A 17,397-nucleotide genomic window follows, 5' to 3' on the forward strand; every position below is an offset into this window, starting at 1 on the left:
TTTTTTCGCGATAGCGAAAATAATTTTCAATATGCGCCCGTAGCTCAATTGGATAGAGCGTCTGACTACGGATCAGAAGGTTATGGGTTCGACTCCTTTCGGGCGCGCCATTTTTTTTATTTATCTCGGGAAGTAGCTCAGCTTGGTAGAGCACTTGGTTTGGGACCAAGGGGTCGCAGGTTCGAATCCTGTCTTCCCGACCAGTCGCAGTTTGTAAGAATCTATAATTTCGGCGGTGTAGCTCAGCTGGCTAGAGCGTACGGTTCATACCCGTAAGGTCGGGGGTTCGATCCCCTCCGCCGCTACCATATTATTAAACGGAGGAATACCCAAGTCCGGCTGAAGGGATCGGTCTTGAAAACCGACAGGCGGGTTAAACCGCGCGGGGGTTCGAATCCCTCTTCCTCCGCCATAATAATTTATGGTTTATAACTTTTTATCGTCGCGGGGTGAAGCAACGAGCGTTGCTTCTATGAATAAACTGCGAGTTGTATCAATCGAGCTGCTACTTGAATAAGCTTTCTGAGATTGATACAGTCATGCATCTAAGAGCATGAACAAAATAATATGTTTTCATCGTCGCGGGGTGGAGCAGTCCGGTAGCTCGTCGGGCTCATAACCCGAAGGTCGCAGGTTCAAATCCTGTCCCCGCAATATGGTCCGGTAGTTCAGTTGGTTAGAATGCCTGCCTGTCACGCAGGAGGTCGCGGGTTCGAGTCCCGTCCGGACCGCCACATTTTTTTCTAGCAGTTCCCCTGCTATTAATATATAGATTTTGGCGATTGTGGCGAAGTGGTTAACGCATCGGATTGTGGTTCCGACATTCGTGGGTTCGATTCCCATCAGTCGCCCCATTAGATTCCTAATATTGGGCTATAGCCAAGCGGTAAGGCATCGCACTTTGACTGCGACATGCGTTGGTTCGAATCCAGCTAGCCCAGCCATTCTTTAATACCACAGTGCGGGTGTAGTTTAGTGGTAAAACCTCAGCCTTCCAAGCTGATGTTGTGAGTTCGATTCTCATCACCCGCTCCATTATTTATGGGCCTATAGCTCAGCTGGTTAGAGCGCACGCCTGATAAGCGTGAGGTCGATGGTTCGAGTCCATTTAGGCCCACTATAAATACTTGAAATAAATTATAAGTAAGAGCGATTGCTATTAAAGTAATCGCTCTTTTTCTTTAAGAAGTTAAAGGCCCTCCGCGTTCTCTAAAAGACGTGTCCGCAACCCGTTCCACTTGAAATTCCCCGTCCAGGTAGCTGATTACAGATACGCTGCAATTATCATGGTGAAGATATTTTGCGCTTTTGGTTAATTGCATTAAATAATTACCGATGGTTACGCCATGTGAGAATACAAGTATATTTCCGCCTTCACGCTCATGATTTTTAAGAATTTCATCAATCGCTAAACAAGTCCGTGAATAGAGCTGTGAATAGGACTCCCCTTCAGGAGCCGCCAGATTAAGATCAGTAATACTAAATAAAGTCTCAAGTATATTCCCGTATCGAGCGGTAATTTCGGATCTCATTAAGGATTCAAGGGCACCAAAGTTCATTTCTTTAAGGCGTACATCGGTCGATAGCGGTATTTTTCGTTCTCCTAATGCATGAGTGGCTGTATCAATCACCCGCTGGCTCTCACTGCAATAGGCTGCTTTGAATTCAACATCCGCTAATCCTCTTCCTACTGCCTGAGCCTGGGCGATTCCTCTTTCAGTAAGCGGGGAATCAGCAAATCCCTGCAATCGCCGTTCCACATTAAATTGCGTTTCTCCATGACGGACAAAATATAGGGTTACTTTTTGGGAGTTAGTCACTCAGATCACCTGCTTTTCTAGATATAATAGAATTCTACCACGAAATATAGTGGTGTCATGTACCTTTTTGAAGGATATTCCAGTTTTAAACAGAATTATAGTACCTATCTGAAAAATTGAGGTGAAATTTGTGAAGGTAGATGAAGCAACCTTATATTTAATTGACCAAAAAGATGGCTTTGGCCTGGAGTTTAGCAAATTAGTTTCGATGATGAATTATACGAGAGAAACAACGATTCAAGCCGTAAAGGATTTAACAATAGAGGAACTGGACTTTCTTTATGATGAGGAGGCTAATTCTATCGGGATGCTGCTAGGACATCTGGCGGCTGTAGAAAAAACTTACCAGATTGTGACCTTTGAAAATCGGGATCTGACTGAGGAGGAGTTTAGCCACTTACAAGCTGGGCTGGATTTAGGGAGCCTGGGGCAGGAACATTTTAAAGGGAAAACAATTGAAGATTATCTTCAGGAATTGTCCGATGTTAGAAACACAACCATTGAAAAGTTTAAAACACTTCCTGATGAATGGCTATATGAGCAAACTCCTTTTTGGTATGACCGCCCAGCCAACAATTTTTTCAAATGGTTTCATGTGTTCGAGGACGAATTAAGTCACAGAGGCCAAATTCGCATTATCAAAAAAATGATCAATAAACGTAAAAAATAAAAGGGGGCCATCATTGAATAGATGGTCCCCTGAGAAAATTTTAGGCCAATTTATGAATTGGAAGTTCAATAATAAATTCTGTGCCCATTCCGTCACTGCTGGCCTGCATCGTTCCTTTATGGTTTTCCACGATCTTTTGAGACACTGGTAAGCCCAAACCGGTTCCACAATCTTTAGTGGAAAAGAACGGTTCAAAAATATGAGTCAAGATGGAAAGGGGAATTCCCTTCCCGTTATCTCTAAAAATAAATTGGACATGTTCATCTGCTACTCTGGTGAAGATTTTTATTTTTAAAGGAGTTTCCCTTTTGGCCTGTACGGAGTTTTGAAATAAATTAATAAAAACCTGCAATAACTCCTCACGATTACATAGGATGGTAAGATTTTTAGCATCAGGAGGAATCTCAATATCCAATCCAACACTGTATAATAACGATTCACTTTTAAGAAACTTCAAAAGGTAATCAATTAAAAAATGCTGAACTTGAATGAGTTCAAACTCTTTAATCGATGGCTTCGTGATACTCAAGAAATCTGTAATAATTTTATTGGCCCGATCAATTTCAGGGATTAACAAATTAGAAAATAGCTGGGAGGTACTTGCGTCAACTTCTTTTTCAAGAAATTGCAGGTAGCCCCTGACGGTGGTCAGCGGATTCCGAATTTCATGGGCGATACCAGCGGCAATTCGACCAGCAAGTGCTTGCTTTTCAGCTTCTTTCATCTTTTCTTCAAATAAATACCTGTCCGTGATGTCCCGAAATTGACCAAATCCTCCAATTAATCTTTCTTCCTCATAAATTGGCTGCGCATCAAATAAACAAACGATGTCATCACCATTTTCGTTTGTAAATGTAAGCACTTCGTTTTCATATTTTGCTCCACACTCAATGACCCGTCGAAAATATTCTCCAATTAAAACGGAATCATAGATGCTTTTTCCAATTACTGTATTGCTGCTTTGGTTAAAAATTTTCAGGGCAAAATCATTAAACTCTATTGTAGTTCCTTTTTCATCAGTTACGATGATGCCATTTCTAGTCCTGCTAATCATAATTTGGTTTAAGATATTAAGCTTTCTATTTTGTTTTCTAAGCAGCAATTCTCTTTCGATAGAATCAACTACCTGGGATAACATCGTTAGTAATAAAGGATTTTGAAAAACAATCGGCACCATGATACTTACACTGCCCAATAAATGATCTTCATCGGTGTAATGAATCGGTGCACCATAACAAGCTATTTCATATAGAAACTTATGATAATGGTCTTTGCCTATTAAGGATATAGGGTGCCTTTGTTGTAAGACTAAGCTAATGACATTTGTCCCCGTATCTTCCTGAGTGAAAAGGCTTCCTATCTTAATACCAAATTCATCGACAGTAGATTTGATGGTTTCATCGCCAGCCATATGTAACAAGTATCCGTTTGAATCAGAAACACTGATTAGAATAGGAGTTCCTTTTAATGAATCTAAAAGTTTAGTTGAAAAATAACTTACAACTTCCAAGATCTCATTATAGGCTTTCGTTTTTATAAAAAGCTCTTTTTTTGTTAAAAATCTTTGTGGACTTACTAAATCGTTAGGGTCCATTCCGAGTTCTTTACAGAATCTCTTAGATTGAGTTATATAGTACGGTTCTGTTTCGCCCATCTTCTGTCACTCCAAAGTAGTCAAGAATACTATATTCCTATTTTAAATACTAACTTAATAATGTTCTATAGGATTTAACAAAAAAATTCCAATAATAATTAATTGGACTCAGGATTCGTCTTCAAAGCAAGGTACTTTTTCCCTCTTTGTGGATAGATTCCCTCTGTTTGGAACCAGTTCCAAACCAATTCCCCGCGTCTTTTGCCTATCATACCACTCATAATAATACCTGTTTCAATTAATTTGCTTGGCAGCCCTTTTATGTAATAAGTCCGATTTGTATCGAATTCAGTCAAGACAACGGTATCCTCGATCCTGCTGGTCACTTCAAAGATACTATCAAGTTTATCAGAACATTGGTTAAATTTCTGATGCACCTTCTCAATATCTTGATTGCGATTCCAATCACTATGATGAATTCGAGGGAAGTCGTTTAAAAAGAGGGCATTTAGCAGCCATTCGCAAATTGTAAGTTCAGAGCCGGCCTCTCGGGCAAATTTTTCGACTACGGAATACCAAGAGGTACCTGTTCGGCGGTCAAGCCACCTGACAAATTTCTTTAATTGGAATAGGAAGGTTTCTACTTCTTTTTCGTTTGGGGTAATTTTCATGGAATGTGGAAAAAAGGTGAAGATCAATTCTTCCCAAAACGCGGATTGACATTGCTGCCATGAGGGCGGGCAGTTATCCTCTAAGCAATTGGCCATAAATTTCGAAATGACACGGAGAAATTCGTTGCGGTTATGGTCGGAGGGTTTTTCACGTTTGTAGGCAATGAAATCCTTTCCGTAATATTGCAGAAGACCTCGGTGTCTCATGTCAAATTCAGAACTTATGGCTAAATTCATTAAAAATTCCTGTCGTTCCTTTGGATTGGCAAATTCATGTGTAAAGGCTGTTACCTGCAGATTATTGCCACTGAAAAAATCTTTGGTTGTGCCGCTTTTTTTCATAAAATCAATCAACCTACTTTCTAAATTTTTTTTAAAATACAAGCGAGGCTTAGGTGGGGAACTAATGAGGTGACACTCGTATTATATCGTTAATTAGAAATAGTAAGTGTCGCATTACTTGAATTTTTTGTGAATTAAATAAATTTTTATTTTGGAAGCCATCCCGCTATTTCAAAAATAGTTAGGAGAATCTCAATGACAATGAGAATTACGACGATCCATTCAACAAAAAGGCCGCGGATGGAATGGGAGATGGTAGAAAAACCATCCATGATGCTATACAGAATTTCTGTTTTGCTTTTTAAGATTTTATAGCGGTCGTTCAATTCAAAGAAATCACCCATTTTGTCATAAAATTCGCTGGCACTGCTGCTGGACCAGGTAATATCGGGCTTATCGAGAATCATGATATAGGCAAGGGTATTATACTCATGACGGACGATTTTCGCGGTCGTTCTTGCCAGTTCCTTGTTCCCGATTCTCAGACGGCCTTTTTCCAATCTGTCAATCATCGTCTCAAGCTTATCATGGATTTTTCCGAGCTGTTCTTCTGTTTTCTCGAGTGCCACCGATTTTGCGAGGACAGTGGATATCAATTCTGGGTAAAACTCTTCATACTCAGGTACCACCACATATTCATCGGTTAATTCGATGTTTTCGGTTTCTTGGATGTGAAGACTGTAATCGTCTGTGTATCTATCATCATGTACAATTTCAAAATCTGGCTCGAAGGAATGGATGTAGGAAAATAAATCTTTCATTTCACTTTCGGTAGTATGATTAATGAAGACGATGCTGCCAAAAGAAAAAATGAGCACCATTTGCGAGTCATCTACATTTTTTGTCAGTATGGCTTTTAAAATATCGCCTTTTAAGATTAGGGGCTCTTCCCAGGTGAATTTTTTCGGAATGCCGCAATGAATGGCGATTTTGTTCAAATCAATTTCATTCGTGATCGCAAAGGCTTTAAAGGTAATTTCTGTCACTTTTATCACTCTCTTCATTGAATTGGTCTTAATTCGAGTTTATTCCTTTTCATGAAAAACATACTGAGCCATACTTATTGTTTTTAATCGTTATGATTGCTAAACACAAAATCAAGGATTAACACCGATTTTTCTACTAAATATGACATTTATCATGTCCCGTACATGACACCTGCTACTAACAAGTCCATTTTTCTTCCGATATACTTTGATATAACGACACATAAAAGAAGGGAATTCCAATCCTATGACCTTACAAGACACTAAAAATTTAAGAAAGCAAGTTGCTCCCTTTGAAAAATCTACAACAAGAGAAAGTGTTTGGCAGATTATTAACACAGTCGCACCGTTTATGATCTTATGGTACCTTGCCTACATCAGCCTGTCTGTTTCTTATTGGTTAGCATTAGTACCATGTGTAATAGCTGCAGGATTTCTGACAAGAATTTTCATTATTTTCCATGATTGCACCCATTATTCATTTTTTAAAAGCCGCCGTGCCAATAGAATATTGGGGACTGTGATGGGGGTATTAACGTTATTCCCGTTTGGTAAATGGGGCCACGAGCATTCCGTTCATCATGCAACAAGCGGTAATTTGGATAAGCGCGGTACAGGTGATATCTGGACCCTTACAGTGGATGAATATTTAGCAGCGCCACTTAAACTTCGTTTAGCCTATCGTTTTTATCGAAATCCTTTTGTTATGTTTGTATTAGGACCGATTTATGTTTTCCTTCTTAAAAATAGATTTAACCGTAAAGGTGCTAAAAAGAATGAACGCATGAACACCTATTTGACGAATATACTGATTGCAGCTGTAATCGGATTACTCATCTGGGCAATCGGCTGGCAAGCATTTCTTTTAGTGGAAGGTTCCATTTTCATGATTTCAGGTGCCGCAGGCATTTGGCTGTTCTACGTACAGCATACTTTTGAAGATTCTTATTTCGAGGAAGATAAAGACTGGGAGTATGTAAAAGCGGCTGTGGAAGGTAGTTCATTCTATAAGCTTCCAAAAGTTTTACAATGGCTGACAGGAAATATTGGATTTCACCATGTTCACCATTTAAGTCCAAGGGTGCCGAATTATAAACTGGAAGAGGCGCACAACAACACCCTTCCATTACAAAATGTACCAACGATTTCTCTTGCAACCAGTTTAAAGTCACTCCGATTCCGTTTATGGGATGAGGAGAACAAAAATTTTGTAAGTTTTAAAGATGTTCGAACGGTTGCGAAAAAAAGAATTTCTATTCAAGCTAAACCTGAACTTTAACTACACCATATGGCTGACTCCCCTGCATTTATGGGGAGTTTCTGCTTAATTGCACTGCCCGAATAGGAGAGAACGTAGATGATTCGAATTGTCATTGCCGAGGATCAGGAACTGCTGTTAGGAACAATAGGTTCCCTGCTGAATATGGAAGATGATATGCAAGTGGTCGGGCAGGCCGGTAATGGAGAAGAGGCCGTTGCTCTTGTGCATCAATTACAGCCGGATGTCTGTATCATGGATATAGAAATGCCTAAAATGAGCGGGTTAGAAGCAGCGGAAGCGTTAAAGTCAGTAGAATGTAAAATCATCATTTTAACAACCTTTGCAAGGAATGGCTATTTTGAGCGGGCTCTAAAGGCGGATGCAAAGGGATACTTATTGAAGGATGGTCCAAGCGATGAATTAGTCTGCTCGATTCGCAGCATCATGGCTGGAAATACCATCTACAGCCCGGACCTTATGGACGAAGGTTCCATGAATACGGAACAGGAAAATGAATTGTTGAAAAAGACCGTTGCCGAACCAATCATAACTAACACGTCTCGAAACAAATTTGGAATGGTCAGAAATTATTTTTCAACCATCTGGGATAAAATGAAGCTGCCAACTGGTTAGCATAGTTAATATATGAGCGAACAGTGCCTGTCACTGTTCGCTTTTTTTGTTTCTTTGTTTAAAGGCCAACTTTGATTTTTCATACTGTTGATTGGAGCGGAATGCGCGAAGACTCCTGCGGGAGTACGGTACAGGGGAGACCCACAGGCGCTTAAGCGCCGAGGAGGCTCCCCCGGCACGCCCGCGGAAAGCGAAGCGCCTGGAGCGCAAATCAACAGCCAAGTTTTTGTTAAGTATAAGTTAAGGTTGGCACATGATAATAGGCCTATCAAATAAAAAGCTTCCATGGAGAATGGTCGCAACTCGATCGTTGGTGAAAGGAGCAGGATAAATGAAAAAGTGGATTTGGATTATAGTAAGCGTTTTGGTAATTGGATTTGTAGGGTACCAGTGGTTTCATTCAAAATCAAGCAGCAGTGAAGTAACAACACAAACAAGGACCGCCGTCGTACAAAAAGGAAAGTTAGAAGTGAAAATCAGCGGCTCAGGTACGGTGGAGCCAGTTACAAGCGAGGATATAAAATCAACAATTGATAATAACGAAATAGAGGAAGTACTGGTTACAGCCGGTGAGGAAGTGAAAGAGGGAGATGAACTGATTACCTTCACAGATGACAGTGACCCTATCACGGCACCAGCCGATGGTGTGGTAACAACGGTTTCAGTAGCAGCTGGAGAGCGTGTCACAAACGGACAGGCAGTGGCGCATTTGACCAACTACAAGGATTTACAAACAGTTGTCCAAGTGGATGAACTGGACATACCGAAGATTAAAAAGGATCAAACTGTCAGCTTATCGGTGAGTGCCTATCCAGATAAAACCTATACAGGGAAAGTGACTGCTGTAGCCGAGGAAGGCACCTCAACAAACGGGTCATCTACTTTTGATGTAACAATCCATATTGATAAGCCTGACAATCTAAAGGTTGGCATGAGTGCTGAAGCAAGCATTCTAACGAATAGCAAAGAAAATGCACTTTATGTACCTGTGGATGCCGTTCATAAAAATAATAATGAAAAATATGTCCTTATTGCTTCAGCCGCCACAAACACAGATAACGCTGCTGACACGAACGTTCAACAGACCGTTAAAACAGGGATTGCTACAGACGAATATGTGGAAATAACGGATGGAGTAAGCGAAGGGGATAATATTCTTTTACCGCAGGTTTCTACCAGCAGTTCCTCTAATAACCAAGGCGGGATGATGCAAGGTATGGGCGGTATGGGAGGAATGGCCGGAGGAGGAATGCCTCCAAATGGCGGCGGAATGGGTGCACCAAGCGGAAATGGAAAGAGCGGTAATTAATAATTTAAAACGAGGAGAATGATAATGAAAAAAACGAGAAAAGCACATTTATGGATTGGGTTAATTTGTTCTATCTTTATTTTCATGGAATCTATTACGGGGTTGTTAATGAATGAGCCGTGGCTTATCGGACAATCACAGACGGAAAGACTGGGGAATTTCCAGCCAGGGCAAATGAACCCAGGCCAATTGCCAGGAACAAGCTCAGATTCAAGCCAAGCAGCTGGACAACCACAAGGACAGACGAACGGACAAAACCAAACCAATAACCAGACTAATAACCAGACCCAAGACCAAACAGGAGCTAACATAAACGGCCAGTTTCCAGGCCAAGGCGGTTCACGAGGAGAAAATTCCCAAGGTTCCTTCATGAGTATCATTAGAGGTCTGCACGAAGGAAGAATTGGAACAACCAATATTAAATGGTTAATCGATCTGACCGCAATCGCAATGATTTTCTTAACAGGATCAGGAATTTATCTATCGTTAAAAGTACTTGGTGTTAATAAAAAAAGGAAAAAGGGAAAAATCGAAAACGAAGTTGCCTAGGGTGCCCAGCACCCGTAACAACAAAAATATTGAGGCATCTTCTGACAAAGAAGATGCCTTTACTCATTAGTCTGATTGTGCCAGTTCATATTCAATTCATATATGTTTTGTATAATCCTTTATATAAAGAAATGAAAGGATGTAAATATACATGACAATAGGAAAGAATCAAAAAGGATGGCGCCAATTTATTAGCCTGGTGCAGCAGACAAAGCCGCCTAAACTTTTAATTTGCATCGCATTACTATTAAGTGTAAGTACAACTTTGGTGGGACTGTTGGTTCCGCTTTTCACCAAAAATCTGATCAATGATTTTTCGATTAGTGCATTAAGCACAGGGAGAATCCTTCTTCTTGTTGGTGCTCTTTCCGTTCAAGCCATTGCCAGTGGAATATCCATTTATTTATTAAGCCATATCGGTCAATCGGTTGTTGCGGGAATACGAGATCGATTATGGAAGAAACTCCTTGTCCTGCCGATTCATTTTTATGATGAACATCAATCAGGAGATACTGTTAGCCGAATGACAAATGATACGGCAGTTGTCAAAGGACTGATAACGGAGCATCTTTCCGGCTTTTTAACCGGCATCATTTCCATCATTGGTTCACTCGTTGTTTTGCTGATTTTGGATTGGAAAATGACATTGTTAATGTTTATTGCGATTCCACTTTCGGCATTGATTTTAGTGGTATTAGGGAGAAAAATGCATCAGGTATCAAAAGGGATGCAGGACGAAACGGCACGATTTACTTCAGTCCTCCAGCAAGTGTTATCTGAAATACGTCTCGTCAAAGCATCGAATGCGGAACCTTTAGAGTATAAGAATGGAAAAATAGGGATTACTCAATTGTTTCAATATGGCTTAAAAGAGGCGAAGATTCAAGCCTTAATCACTCCGCTCATTGGCCTTGTAATCATGATATTACTTGTTGTCATTCTAGGCTATGGCGGCATGAGAGTTTCTTCAGGAGCTCTAACAGCTGGCGACTTAGTCGCATTCATTATGTATCTTTTCCAGATCGTCATGCCCATGGGGCAAATTGCCGGTTTTATTACCCAATTTAATAAATCAACTGGTGCAACTGAACGGATAATCGCCATCATGGATTCGCTTGAGGAACAGGACAATGCCGATCATCCTGTTCAAAACGTGCATCAAACCATTACAGTCGACCATTTAAACTTTTCTTATAAAAATGGGGAAGAAGTGCTAAAGGATGTAAGTTTTTCTGTTGAAGCAGGAAAGGTGACAGCGATAGTGGGTCCTAGCGGCAGTGGAAAAACAACGCTTTTTTCATTACTGGAGCGTTTTTACCAACCGCAGAGTGGTGACATTTGTTTAGGCGAAAATTCGATTAATGATTTTTCTTTACAATCATGGCGGAGTCAAGTTGGTTATGTATCACAGGAGAGCCCTATTATATCGGGCACCATTCGTGATAATATCTGCTACGGCATCGAAAAAACGGTTGAAGATGCGGACTTGCAACGTGTGGCCAAAATGGCCTATGCGGATCAATTTATTTCCGAGCTCCCTAATGGCTATGATACAGAGGTTGGGGAAAGAGGAATGAAATTATCAGGTGGTCAAAGACAGCGAATTGCGATTGCACGTGCCTTTTTAAGAAATCCGAAAATTTTAATGTTAGATGAAGCAACCTCAAGCCTTGATAGTAAATCGGAATTGGTTGTCCAGCAGGCATTACAAAATTTGATGAAGGGTCGAACCACCCTCATTATTGCTCACCGTTTATCCACTGTGATTGATTCAGACCAAATTATCTTTTTAGAAAAGGGAAAAATGACAGGAAGCGGTACACATGAACATTTATTACAAACTCACTCCCTGTATCGCGAATTTGCCGAGCAGCAATTACGTTTGAAAGAAATTGTTTAAAAGGAATGGGAAGCAATGGCGAAATTATTAATAGTCGATGATGATACCTATATTCGCGAACTCGTTCTCCTTTTTTTAAAAAAGGAGGGGTTCGAGCTTTATGAGGCATCCGATGGACGGGAGGCATTAAACATAATGGAAAAAGTGAAGATGGACCTTGTCATCATCGATATCATGATGCCGAACATGAACGGCTGGGAGTTATGCCGCGAGCTTAGGGAGTTCAGTGATATTCCAATCTTAATGTTAACCGCCAAAGGGGAAATTGCACAAAAAGTTAAGGGATTTGAACTTGGCGCAGACGATTATCTGGTGAAGCCCTTTGACCCGATTGAGTTAGTGGCCAGGGTCAAAGCTTTGCTAAAGAGGTATAACATAATTTCTTCACAAACCGTTGAGATTGGGGAATTTAAGTTAAATCGAAAAACACATGAAATTGCTTTTAAAGAGCAGGACTATACCATTCCGTTGAAGGAATTCGAGCTATTGTTCAAATTGGCAAGTTATCCTGGAAAGACGTTTTCCAGAGAGGACTGCATTGTAGACATTTGGGGATACGATTATAAAGGGGACGATCGTACGGTTGATGTTCATATAAAGCGTCTGCGAGAGAGATTTTCAGAGGAAGAGTTCCCCTTCAAGATTAAGACCATACGTGGATTAGGATATCGGCTCGAGGTAAAACCATGAAGGGAAAAAAGTTTTTTCGGCATGTAGTTGGTTTTTTCATGTTTATCGTGATGATTTTCGTTAGTTTTTCAGTGTCTTACTTTCTTGCAGCCTATCTATTCAGCCTGTTAAGTTTTCAACTATCGAATTATATACAGCATTTAATTACGACCATCCTTGGATTTTTTATTTTTGCGGGGATTGGGATTGGTTTTTCGAAAATTATCCGTTCCAAGCAGCGCAATCTTTTTCAAGAAGTCATTGATGCACTCAGGAGTATTGCCAGGGGTGACTTTAATGTGCAACTGGAAACGCTGAAAAGAGAAGATCCCTTTACTACTCTCATTGATCATATCAACCATATGGCGAAACAATTAAAGGAAATGGAAGACATGCGACAGGAGTTTATTTCAAATGTCTCACATGAAATTCAATCACCACTAACATCCATCGGAGGTTTTGCCCGTGCGCTTCAAGATGATGAATTAACCCTTGAGGAACGCAGCCATTACCTCAATGTGATTGAAACAGAATGCAGAAGATTATCAAAATTGAGCGATAATCTCCTGAAGCTTACTTCACTGGAATCTGATCATCATCCATTTGAGCGTAAAACCTATCGGCTTGATCAACAAATAAGAACCATTATCTTGGCCTGTGAACCCATTTGGGTGGAAAAAGAAATTGAAATGGACATCATGCTTGAAAAGGTCACCATCTTTGCAGATGAGGACTTAATGAGCCAGGTATGGACCAATTTGCTCCACAATAGCATTAAATTCACCCCGACTTCCGGAAAAATTAGTATTCGTCTAAGCCAGATAGATGACAAAGCGGAAATAAAAATATCTGATACCGGGATTGGCATTTCAAAAAATGACCAAGTTCATATATTTGAACGCTTTTATAAAGCAGATAAGGCAAGAGAACGATCAAAAGGAGGCAGTGGATTAGGGCTCTCCATTGTCAAAAAAATCATGGATATGCATAAAGGAACAATTGTTGTTGAAAGTGAAGAGGATATGGGAAGCACTTTTACTCTAACCCTTCCGCAATAGTACAAAAAAGATGCCTCATCTCTCGCTGAAATGAATGAACAGCTGGATCAGGCATCTTTTTTATAGAATGATTGTAAATCAATAATGATTAAACTTCGACAGTGCTGACTTTGACCGTCCAGTGAAAGGGATCTTCTTTTTTTCCAAGCTGTATTCCGGTAATTTCATCATAGATGTCCTGAGATAACTGGCCGATTTGATGATCATTGATGACGATGGTATGACCATTCCAGTTTAATTCGCCAACAGGAGAAATGACGGCTGCCGTTCCTGCACCAAAGACTTCTTCCAATTCACCGCGCTCATGGGCGGCATAAACCTCTTCAATTGAAATTTTCGATTCACGCACTGGCACCTTCCAATATTTTAGAAGTTGAATAACCGAATCACGGGTTACACCAGGTAAAATGCTGCCATTTAATTTTGGTGTAACAACTTCACCATTAATTTTGAAGAAAATATTCATGCTGCCAACTTCTTCAACATATTTATTCTCTTTCGCATCCAACCAAAGAATTTGGGCAAACCCATTTGCATCGGCCTTTTCCTGTGCTTTCAGGCTGGCGGCATAATTTCCTGCGGTCTTCACATGGCCGACCCCGCCTATGACGGCCCGGACGTACTGCTCTTCGACATATATTTTCACAGGGCTTAATTGGTCGCCATAATAGGCTCCAGATGGCGAGAGAATGACGAGCAATTGATACTGGCGGGCAGGGCGGACGCCGAGATAGGCCTCCGTTGCGATAATAAAAGGGCGAATGTAAAGGGATTGCCCTTCACCTTCAGGAATCCAATCTTTTTCTGTGAAAATTAATTGTTTAATCGCCTTTAATAGAAAATCTTCATCAATTTGGGGAATGCATAACCGATCACAGGATTCATTCAAACGGCTCATGTTTTTTTCCGGACGGAAGAGCTGGATGGTTCCATCTGCTGTTTTATAAGCCTTCATTCCTTCAAAGATGGCTTGTCCATAGTGAAAAACCATTGCTGCCGGATCAAGTGTTAATGGAGCGTAAGGTATGATTCGCGGATCGTGCCAGCCGAGTTCGGCATGAAAATCCATAACAAACATGTAATCGCTGTAATACTTCCCAAAACCAAGTGATGCGGAATCAGGCTTTACCTTTAATTCTTCTCTTTGAAAAAATGCAATTTCTTGTTTCATAATTACACCTCTATCCATTCTCTTGTTTACAATTTTTATTATACACCAATGAAATTTAAAGCGTGTCCGTGACACCCTAAAGAAACTTTATTTTCGCAAATTTGGAACAGTTTTCATTTTCCTGCCTCTTTATACTGTTCTCAAGGGGGAAAAGAAAATGAATTTATTTTTCAAAAAAGATCCATATAAAGTTTATATTTATACTTGTTTCTTATCACAATTATTTTTTACTTTTATCTTTACCATGAATTTGTTATATCAAGTTGAAATCGTAAAGCTCGACCCGCTGCAGCTAGTTTTAGTCGGAACCGTTTTGGAAGCATCGGTTTTCCTGTTTGAAATTCCGACGGGTATTGTTTCAGATTTGAAGAGCCGGAAGCTTTCGATTCTAATCGGTTATTTTTTAATCGGAATTGGTTTTATCTTAGAAGGTATGTTCCCGTATTTTATCACGGTTATTGCTTCGCAAATTGTTTGGGGAATTGGATACACCTTTACCAGCGGGGCCCAGCAGGCTTGGATTGCTGATGAAATAGGAGAAGAGCGTGCCCGAGACGCATTTATAATAGGAGCGAAGGCTGGCAATCTTGGAAAAATAATCGCAATCCCGCTAAGTATGCTAGCAGGTTACTTTATGATTAATCTGCCTATCGTCCTAGGTGGCTTTGGTATGATTGGCCTTTCCATTATATTATTCTTCTTCATGAAAGAGGAACAGTTTAAGCCAGCGGATCACTCAGAAAGAGTCTCCACATGGAAAACCATCAAGAATAATATGAACCAAATCATAGCTTTTTCGAAAAGAAGTTCCCTTATGAGAATCCTTTTTCTCATTGCTTTGTTTTTTGGATTTTATAGCGAAGGCTTCGACCGTCTATGGATCTCTCATATTTTGAAGGCGATGGAACTAATAGATTTACCCGAGGGAAGGTTGGTATTTCTTGTAGGAGGAATTCAGTTTATCGTCGTAATCATTTCGTTTCTAGCCCTCCATTTTATAAGTCAAAGCTCGATCTATCAAAAACTTACATCGATTTATGCTGCCTTATTTGCAGGAAGTGTCCTGATTATATGCTCTTTAGTGGGGTTTGCTTTATCTAGTTATCTCATTGTTCTGTTAATCTTCTATATCATCATCCAAGTAGCTAGATATGTGATGCACCCGCTCGAGGATATTTGGCTAAATCAAATGATCCCGGATTCCTCGACAAGAGCCACTTTCTTTTCCGTTAAAGGGCAGGTAGATGCCATTGGCCAAATTAGCGGAGGTCCGGTTATTGGTCTGATCGCCTTGAACTTTACGATTAAAACAGCTATTCTAGCATGTGCATTCCTATTAACTCCGGTCCTAGTTTTATATAGAAAAATCTTGAAAAAATAAGAGAGTGATGCTCGGTCACTCTCTTTCTTTAATAGGGATATGTATCTCCATATATATTTTTTCATAATCCCAGTAATGGCAATGTTCATCATAATATTCAAAGTCAAAAGCGGCTTCATCCACTTCATAAGCTGAATGCGGAAGCCAATCCTCCAAAATATACTGCCATGTCCCTTTAATGGCAGAAACGAACTGTTCCACACCAACAAGAGGAGTTTTAAAGATGGCATACGTTGCCGGTGGAATTTCCAGATGAGTAAGCTCGTCAGGAAGTGAAACACCTAAATCCAAATCAACCGCAAATATGTAGGTGAAGCGATCCTCATATTCTGTACTGCCTAAATTGATGCAATATTCTCCATGTTTTTGGGGAGCTAATAGTTGATATAGCATTCTTTCCGTGGAACCATCTGTCAGCCCCTTCTGATCCCAAAAAGCCGGCAGATCTCTAGTATACGAAACGTTTTCGATAATACTTTCAAATGTTTTGCCAGCAACAGAGAAGGCTGGTTTGACAATCATCTTCGGCTGCATCACAATGCCGCCAATCTTTTTCTGTTGAAGGCTCATCAGGTCTAACTTTTGCGGCAGCGATCTTGGGCAGTGCAGTTTATATAAGCTTGGCGGGCTGCCAAAACATTTCTTAAAAGCTTTGGTAAAACCAGAATGGGTTTCAAATCCATAATCCATGGCGATTTGAATGATTTTTTTGCCATGGACCAATTCATGCAAAGCATACTGGAGCTTTCTTTTTAAAACATAATCCATGACGGTATAACCAATATGCTTTTGAAAAATCCGATAAAAATGGAAAGGAGAGTAACCGGCCATTTCCGCTAGTTGTATAGGATCAATTTCATCTTTGATATGCTCTTCAATATAATCAATGACTCGCTGTAGGATCGTTAATGGTTGAATAAAAATCACCTCATGTTTCATCATTAACGATATTAGTTAATTTGTAAATATTTAAAAAAGCTGTCCCAGACAATGTCTCAGGAGCAGCTTTTATATACCTAATTCATCAGGAAGGTACATGGAAATTTACTCGTCCTCCTCATAAGCTTCCGTGGTCGTATCCCTGCACTCCCAGCATTCAGCCCTATTCCTTTCCATAATCGACAATTCCATTCCACAAGAAATGCAATATTCCATAACTTATTTGCCCCTTTCCAGTGAAATTGTTTTTTAACATATGTGATATATATTCAAGGGAGTTAAAAAATATTTCTCCCTAAGGTAGTCAAATGAACATTCATCACAACTTAGTAATAATTAAAAATGGACATCTTCGGAATCTAAAGATGTCCATTTCGATTTTACTTAATAGATGAAGAGGAATTCGTTAAGCTTCTTAACACTTTTTTGTAATGTTTTATCGTG

Annotated in this window: 16 protein-coding genes and 10 tRNA genes (1 of these 26 only partly in view); 19 read left to right on the forward strand and 7 right to left on the reverse strand. The window is 40.1% G+C overall.

The features are described from left to right. Positions 1 to 33 precede the first annotated feature (33 nt). The 10 genes from V7161_RS03180 (at position 34) to V7161_RS03225 (ending at position 1,117) form a co-directional block, all read left to right on the forward strand. Positions 34 to 110 (forward strand) — tRNA-Arg (locus V7161_RS03180). 16 nt (positions 111 to 126) lie between these two features. Beyond that, positions 127 to 203, forward strand: a tRNA-Pro gene (locus V7161_RS03185). Between the two features lie 28 nt (positions 204 to 231). Further along, positions 232 to 308, forward strand: a tRNA-Met gene (locus V7161_RS03190). Positions 309 to 319: 11 nt separating this feature from the next. Next, positions 320 to 412, forward strand: a tRNA-Ser gene (locus V7161_RS03195). Positions 413 to 580: 168 nt separating this feature from the next. Then, positions 581 to 654 (forward strand) — tRNA-Met (locus V7161_RS03200). Positions 655 to 657: 3 nt separating this feature from the next. Then, a tRNA-Asp gene (locus V7161_RS03205) sits at positions 658 to 734 on the forward strand. A gap of 44 nt (positions 735 to 778) precedes the next feature. After that, a tRNA-His gene (locus V7161_RS03210) sits at positions 779 to 854 on the forward strand. 15 nt (positions 855 to 869) lie between these two features. Further along, positions 870 to 944, forward strand: a tRNA-Gln gene (locus V7161_RS03215). A gap of 17 nt (positions 945 to 961) precedes the next feature. After that, positions 962 to 1,035: transfer RNA gene (locus V7161_RS03220), tRNA-Gly, on the forward strand. 8 nt (positions 1,036 to 1,043) lie between these two features. Continuing rightward, positions 1,044 to 1,117: transfer RNA gene (locus V7161_RS03225), tRNA-Ile, on the forward strand. A 64-nt stretch (positions 1,118 to 1,181) separates the two neighbouring features. Here the strand turns inward: V7161_RS03225 and V7161_RS03230 are convergent. Continuing rightward, positions 1,182 to 1,820: a histidine phosphatase family protein gene (locus V7161_RS03230; protein ID WP_335442245.1), complete on the reverse strand. Its 639-nt coding sequence runs from the start codon at positions 1,818 to 1,820 to the stop codon at positions 1,182 to 1,184. 208 nt (positions 1,821 to 2,028) lie between these two features. On the opposite strand from V7161_RS03230, the gene V7161_RS03235 reads away from it, so the two are divergent. Beyond that, on the forward strand, positions 2,029 to 2,490 hold the full coding sequence (locus tag V7161_RS03235) for a DinB family protein (RefSeq protein ID WP_335442364.1): 462 nt from the start codon (positions 2,029 to 2,031) through the stop codon (positions 2,488 to 2,490). Between the two features lie 40 nt (positions 2,491 to 2,530). On the opposite strand, the gene V7161_RS03240 is transcribed toward V7161_RS03235, so the two are convergent. The 3 genes from V7161_RS03240 to V7161_RS03250 all read right to left on the reverse strand — a co-directional run bounded on the left by V7161_RS03240 (position 2,531) and on the right by V7161_RS03250 (position 6,083). Further along, positions 2,531 to 4,144 carry an ATP-binding protein gene (locus V7161_RS03240; protein ID WP_335442246.1) on the reverse strand — a complete coding sequence of 538 codons (1,614 nt, stop codon included), beginning with the start codon at positions 4,142 to 4,144 and terminating at the stop codon, positions 2,531 to 2,533. A 98-nt stretch (positions 4,145 to 4,242) separates the two neighbouring features. Further along, positions 4,243 to 5,097, reverse strand: a complete 855-nt coding sequence (locus V7161_RS03245; RefSeq protein WP_335442247.1) for a hypothetical protein — start codon at positions 5,095 to 5,097, stop codon at positions 4,243 to 4,245. A gap of 146 nt (positions 5,098 to 5,243) precedes the next feature. Continuing rightward, complete coding sequence (locus V7161_RS03250) at positions 5,244 to 6,083, reverse strand: RMD1 family protein (protein WP_335442248.1); 840 nt, start codon at positions 6,081 to 6,083, stop codon at positions 5,244 to 5,246. A gap of 247 nt (positions 6,084 to 6,330) precedes the next feature. On the opposite strand from V7161_RS03250, the gene V7161_RS03255 reads away from it, so the two are divergent. From V7161_RS03255 to V7161_RS03285, 7 genes are all read left to right on the forward strand, one after another. Beyond that, a complete protein-coding gene (locus tag V7161_RS03255) occupies positions 6,331 to 7,362 on the forward strand; it encodes a fatty acid desaturase (RefSeq protein WP_335442249.1) in 1,032 nt (343 codons plus the stop codon). Between the two features lie 78 nt (positions 7,363 to 7,440). Further along, on the forward strand, positions 7,441 to 7,977 hold the full coding sequence (locus tag V7161_RS03260; protein ID WP_335442250.1) for a response regulator: 537 nt from the start codon (positions 7,441 to 7,443) through the stop codon (positions 7,975 to 7,977). A gap of 331 nt (positions 7,978 to 8,308) precedes the next feature. Continuing rightward, on the forward strand, positions 8,309 to 9,286 hold the full coding sequence (locus V7161_RS03265; RefSeq protein WP_335442251.1) for an efflux RND transporter periplasmic adaptor subunit: 978 nt from the start codon (positions 8,309 to 8,311) through the stop codon (positions 9,284 to 9,286). 24 nt (positions 9,287 to 9,310) lie between these two features. Further along, positions 9,311 to 9,835: a PepSY-associated TM helix domain-containing protein gene (locus tag V7161_RS03270; RefSeq protein ID WP_335442252.1), complete on the forward strand. Its 525-nt coding sequence runs from the start codon at positions 9,311 to 9,313 to the stop codon at positions 9,833 to 9,835. Positions 9,836 to 9,986: 151 nt separating this feature from the next. Next, positions 9,987 to 11,735: an ABC transporter ATP-binding protein gene (locus V7161_RS03275; RefSeq protein WP_335442253.1), complete on the forward strand. Its 1,749-nt coding sequence runs from the start codon at positions 9,987 to 9,989 to the stop codon at positions 11,733 to 11,735. A 15-nt stretch (positions 11,736 to 11,750) separates the two neighbouring features. Continuing rightward, positions 11,751 to 12,425, forward strand: a complete 675-nt coding sequence (locus V7161_RS03280) for a response regulator transcription factor (protein WP_335442254.1) — start codon at positions 11,751 to 11,753, stop codon at positions 12,423 to 12,425. Further along, positions 12,422 to 13,462, forward strand: a complete 1,041-nt coding sequence (locus tag V7161_RS03285; RefSeq protein WP_335442255.1) for a sensor histidine kinase — start codon at positions 12,422 to 12,424, stop codon at positions 13,460 to 13,462. Before V7161_RS03280 ends, V7161_RS03285 begins: the two co-directional genes overlap by 4 nt. A gap of 88 nt (positions 13,463 to 13,550) precedes the next feature. On the opposite strand, the gene V7161_RS03290 is transcribed toward V7161_RS03285, so the two are convergent. After that, a complete protein-coding gene (locus V7161_RS03290; protein ID WP_335442256.1) occupies positions 13,551 to 14,633 on the reverse strand; it encodes a branched-chain amino acid aminotransferase in 1,083 nt (360 codons plus the stop codon). 157 nt (positions 14,634 to 14,790) lie between these two features. Here V7161_RS03290 and V7161_RS03295 point away from each other — a divergent pair, with 157 nt between their 5' ends. Beyond that, positions 14,791 to 16,014 (forward strand): MFS transporter, encoded by a 1,224-nt coding sequence (locus V7161_RS03295; protein ID WP_335442257.1) that lies wholly within the window; start codon positions 14,791 to 14,793, stop codon positions 16,012 to 16,014. A 15-nt stretch (positions 16,015 to 16,029) separates the two neighbouring features. Here the strand turns inward: V7161_RS03295 and V7161_RS03300 are convergent, their stop codons facing one another. Both V7161_RS03300 and V7161_RS03305 read right to left on the reverse strand, forming a co-directional pair. Further along, positions 16,030 to 16,941, reverse strand: a complete 912-nt coding sequence (locus V7161_RS03300) for an AraC family transcriptional regulator (protein WP_335442258.1) — start codon at positions 16,939 to 16,941, stop codon at positions 16,030 to 16,032. 396 nt (positions 16,942 to 17,337) lie between these two features. Next, a protein-coding gene (locus V7161_RS03305; RefSeq protein ID WP_335442259.1) for a metal-dependent hydrolase crosses the window boundary here: on the reverse strand, positions 17,338 to 17,397 show its 3' end. The gene runs 924 nt beyond the window's last position; only the last 60 of its 984 coding nucleotides appear in the window; its start codon lies beyond the right edge, outside the window — the gene reads right to left on this strand; its stop codon occupies positions 17,338 to 17,340.

The organism is Neobacillus drentensis (genome assembly GCF_036965425.1).
GTDB lineage: Bacteria > Bacillota > Bacilli > Bacillales > Cytobacillaceae > Neobacillus > Neobacillus drentensis_F.

Bases quoted from the DNA above. Each gene is read 5' to 3' on its own strand.
- V7161_RS03245 (WP_335442247.1), bottom strand. From the start codon at position 5,097: ATGAAAAAAAGCGGCACAACCAAAGATTTTTTCAGTGGCAATAATCTG.
- V7161_RS03265 (WP_335442251.1), top strand. From the start codon at position 8,309: ATGAAAAAGTGGATTTGGATTATAGTAAGCGTTTTGGTAATTGGATTT.
- V7161_RS03295 (WP_335442257.1), top strand. From the start codon at position 14,791: ATGAATTTATTTTTCAAAAAAGATCCATATAAAGTTTATATTTATACT.
- V7161_RS03285 (WP_335442255.1), top strand. From the start codon at position 12,422: ATGAAGGGAAAAAAGTTTTTTCGGCATGTAGTTGGTTTTTTCATGTTT.
- V7161_RS03275 (WP_335442253.1), top strand. From the start codon at position 9,987: ATGACAATAGGAAAGAATCAAAAAGGATGGCGCCAATTTATTAGCCTG.
- V7161_RS03235 (WP_335442364.1), top strand. From the start codon at position 2,029: ATGATGAATTATACGAGAGAAACAACGATTCAAGCCGTAAAGGATTTA.
- V7161_RS03255 (WP_335442249.1), top strand. From the start codon at position 6,331: ATGACCTTACAAGACACTAAAAATTTAAGAAAGCAAGTTGCTCCCTTT.
- V7161_RS03260 (WP_335442250.1), top strand. From the start codon at position 7,441: ATGATTCGAATTGTCATTGCCGAGGATCAGGAACTGCTGTTAGGAACA.
- V7161_RS03280 (WP_335442254.1), top strand. From the start codon at position 11,751: ATGGCGAAATTATTAATAGTCGATGATGATACCTATATTCGCGAACTC.
- V7161_RS03290 (WP_335442256.1), bottom strand. From the start codon at position 14,633: ATGAAACAAGAAATTGCATTTTTTCAAAGAGAAGAATTAAAGGTAAAG.
- V7161_RS03270 (WP_335442252.1), top strand. From the start codon at position 9,311: ATGAAAAAAACGAGAAAAGCACATTTATGGATTGGGTTAATTTGTTCT.
- V7161_RS03240 (WP_335442246.1), bottom strand. From the start codon at position 4,144: ATGGGCGAAACAGAACCGTACTATATAACTCAATCTAAGAGATTCTGT.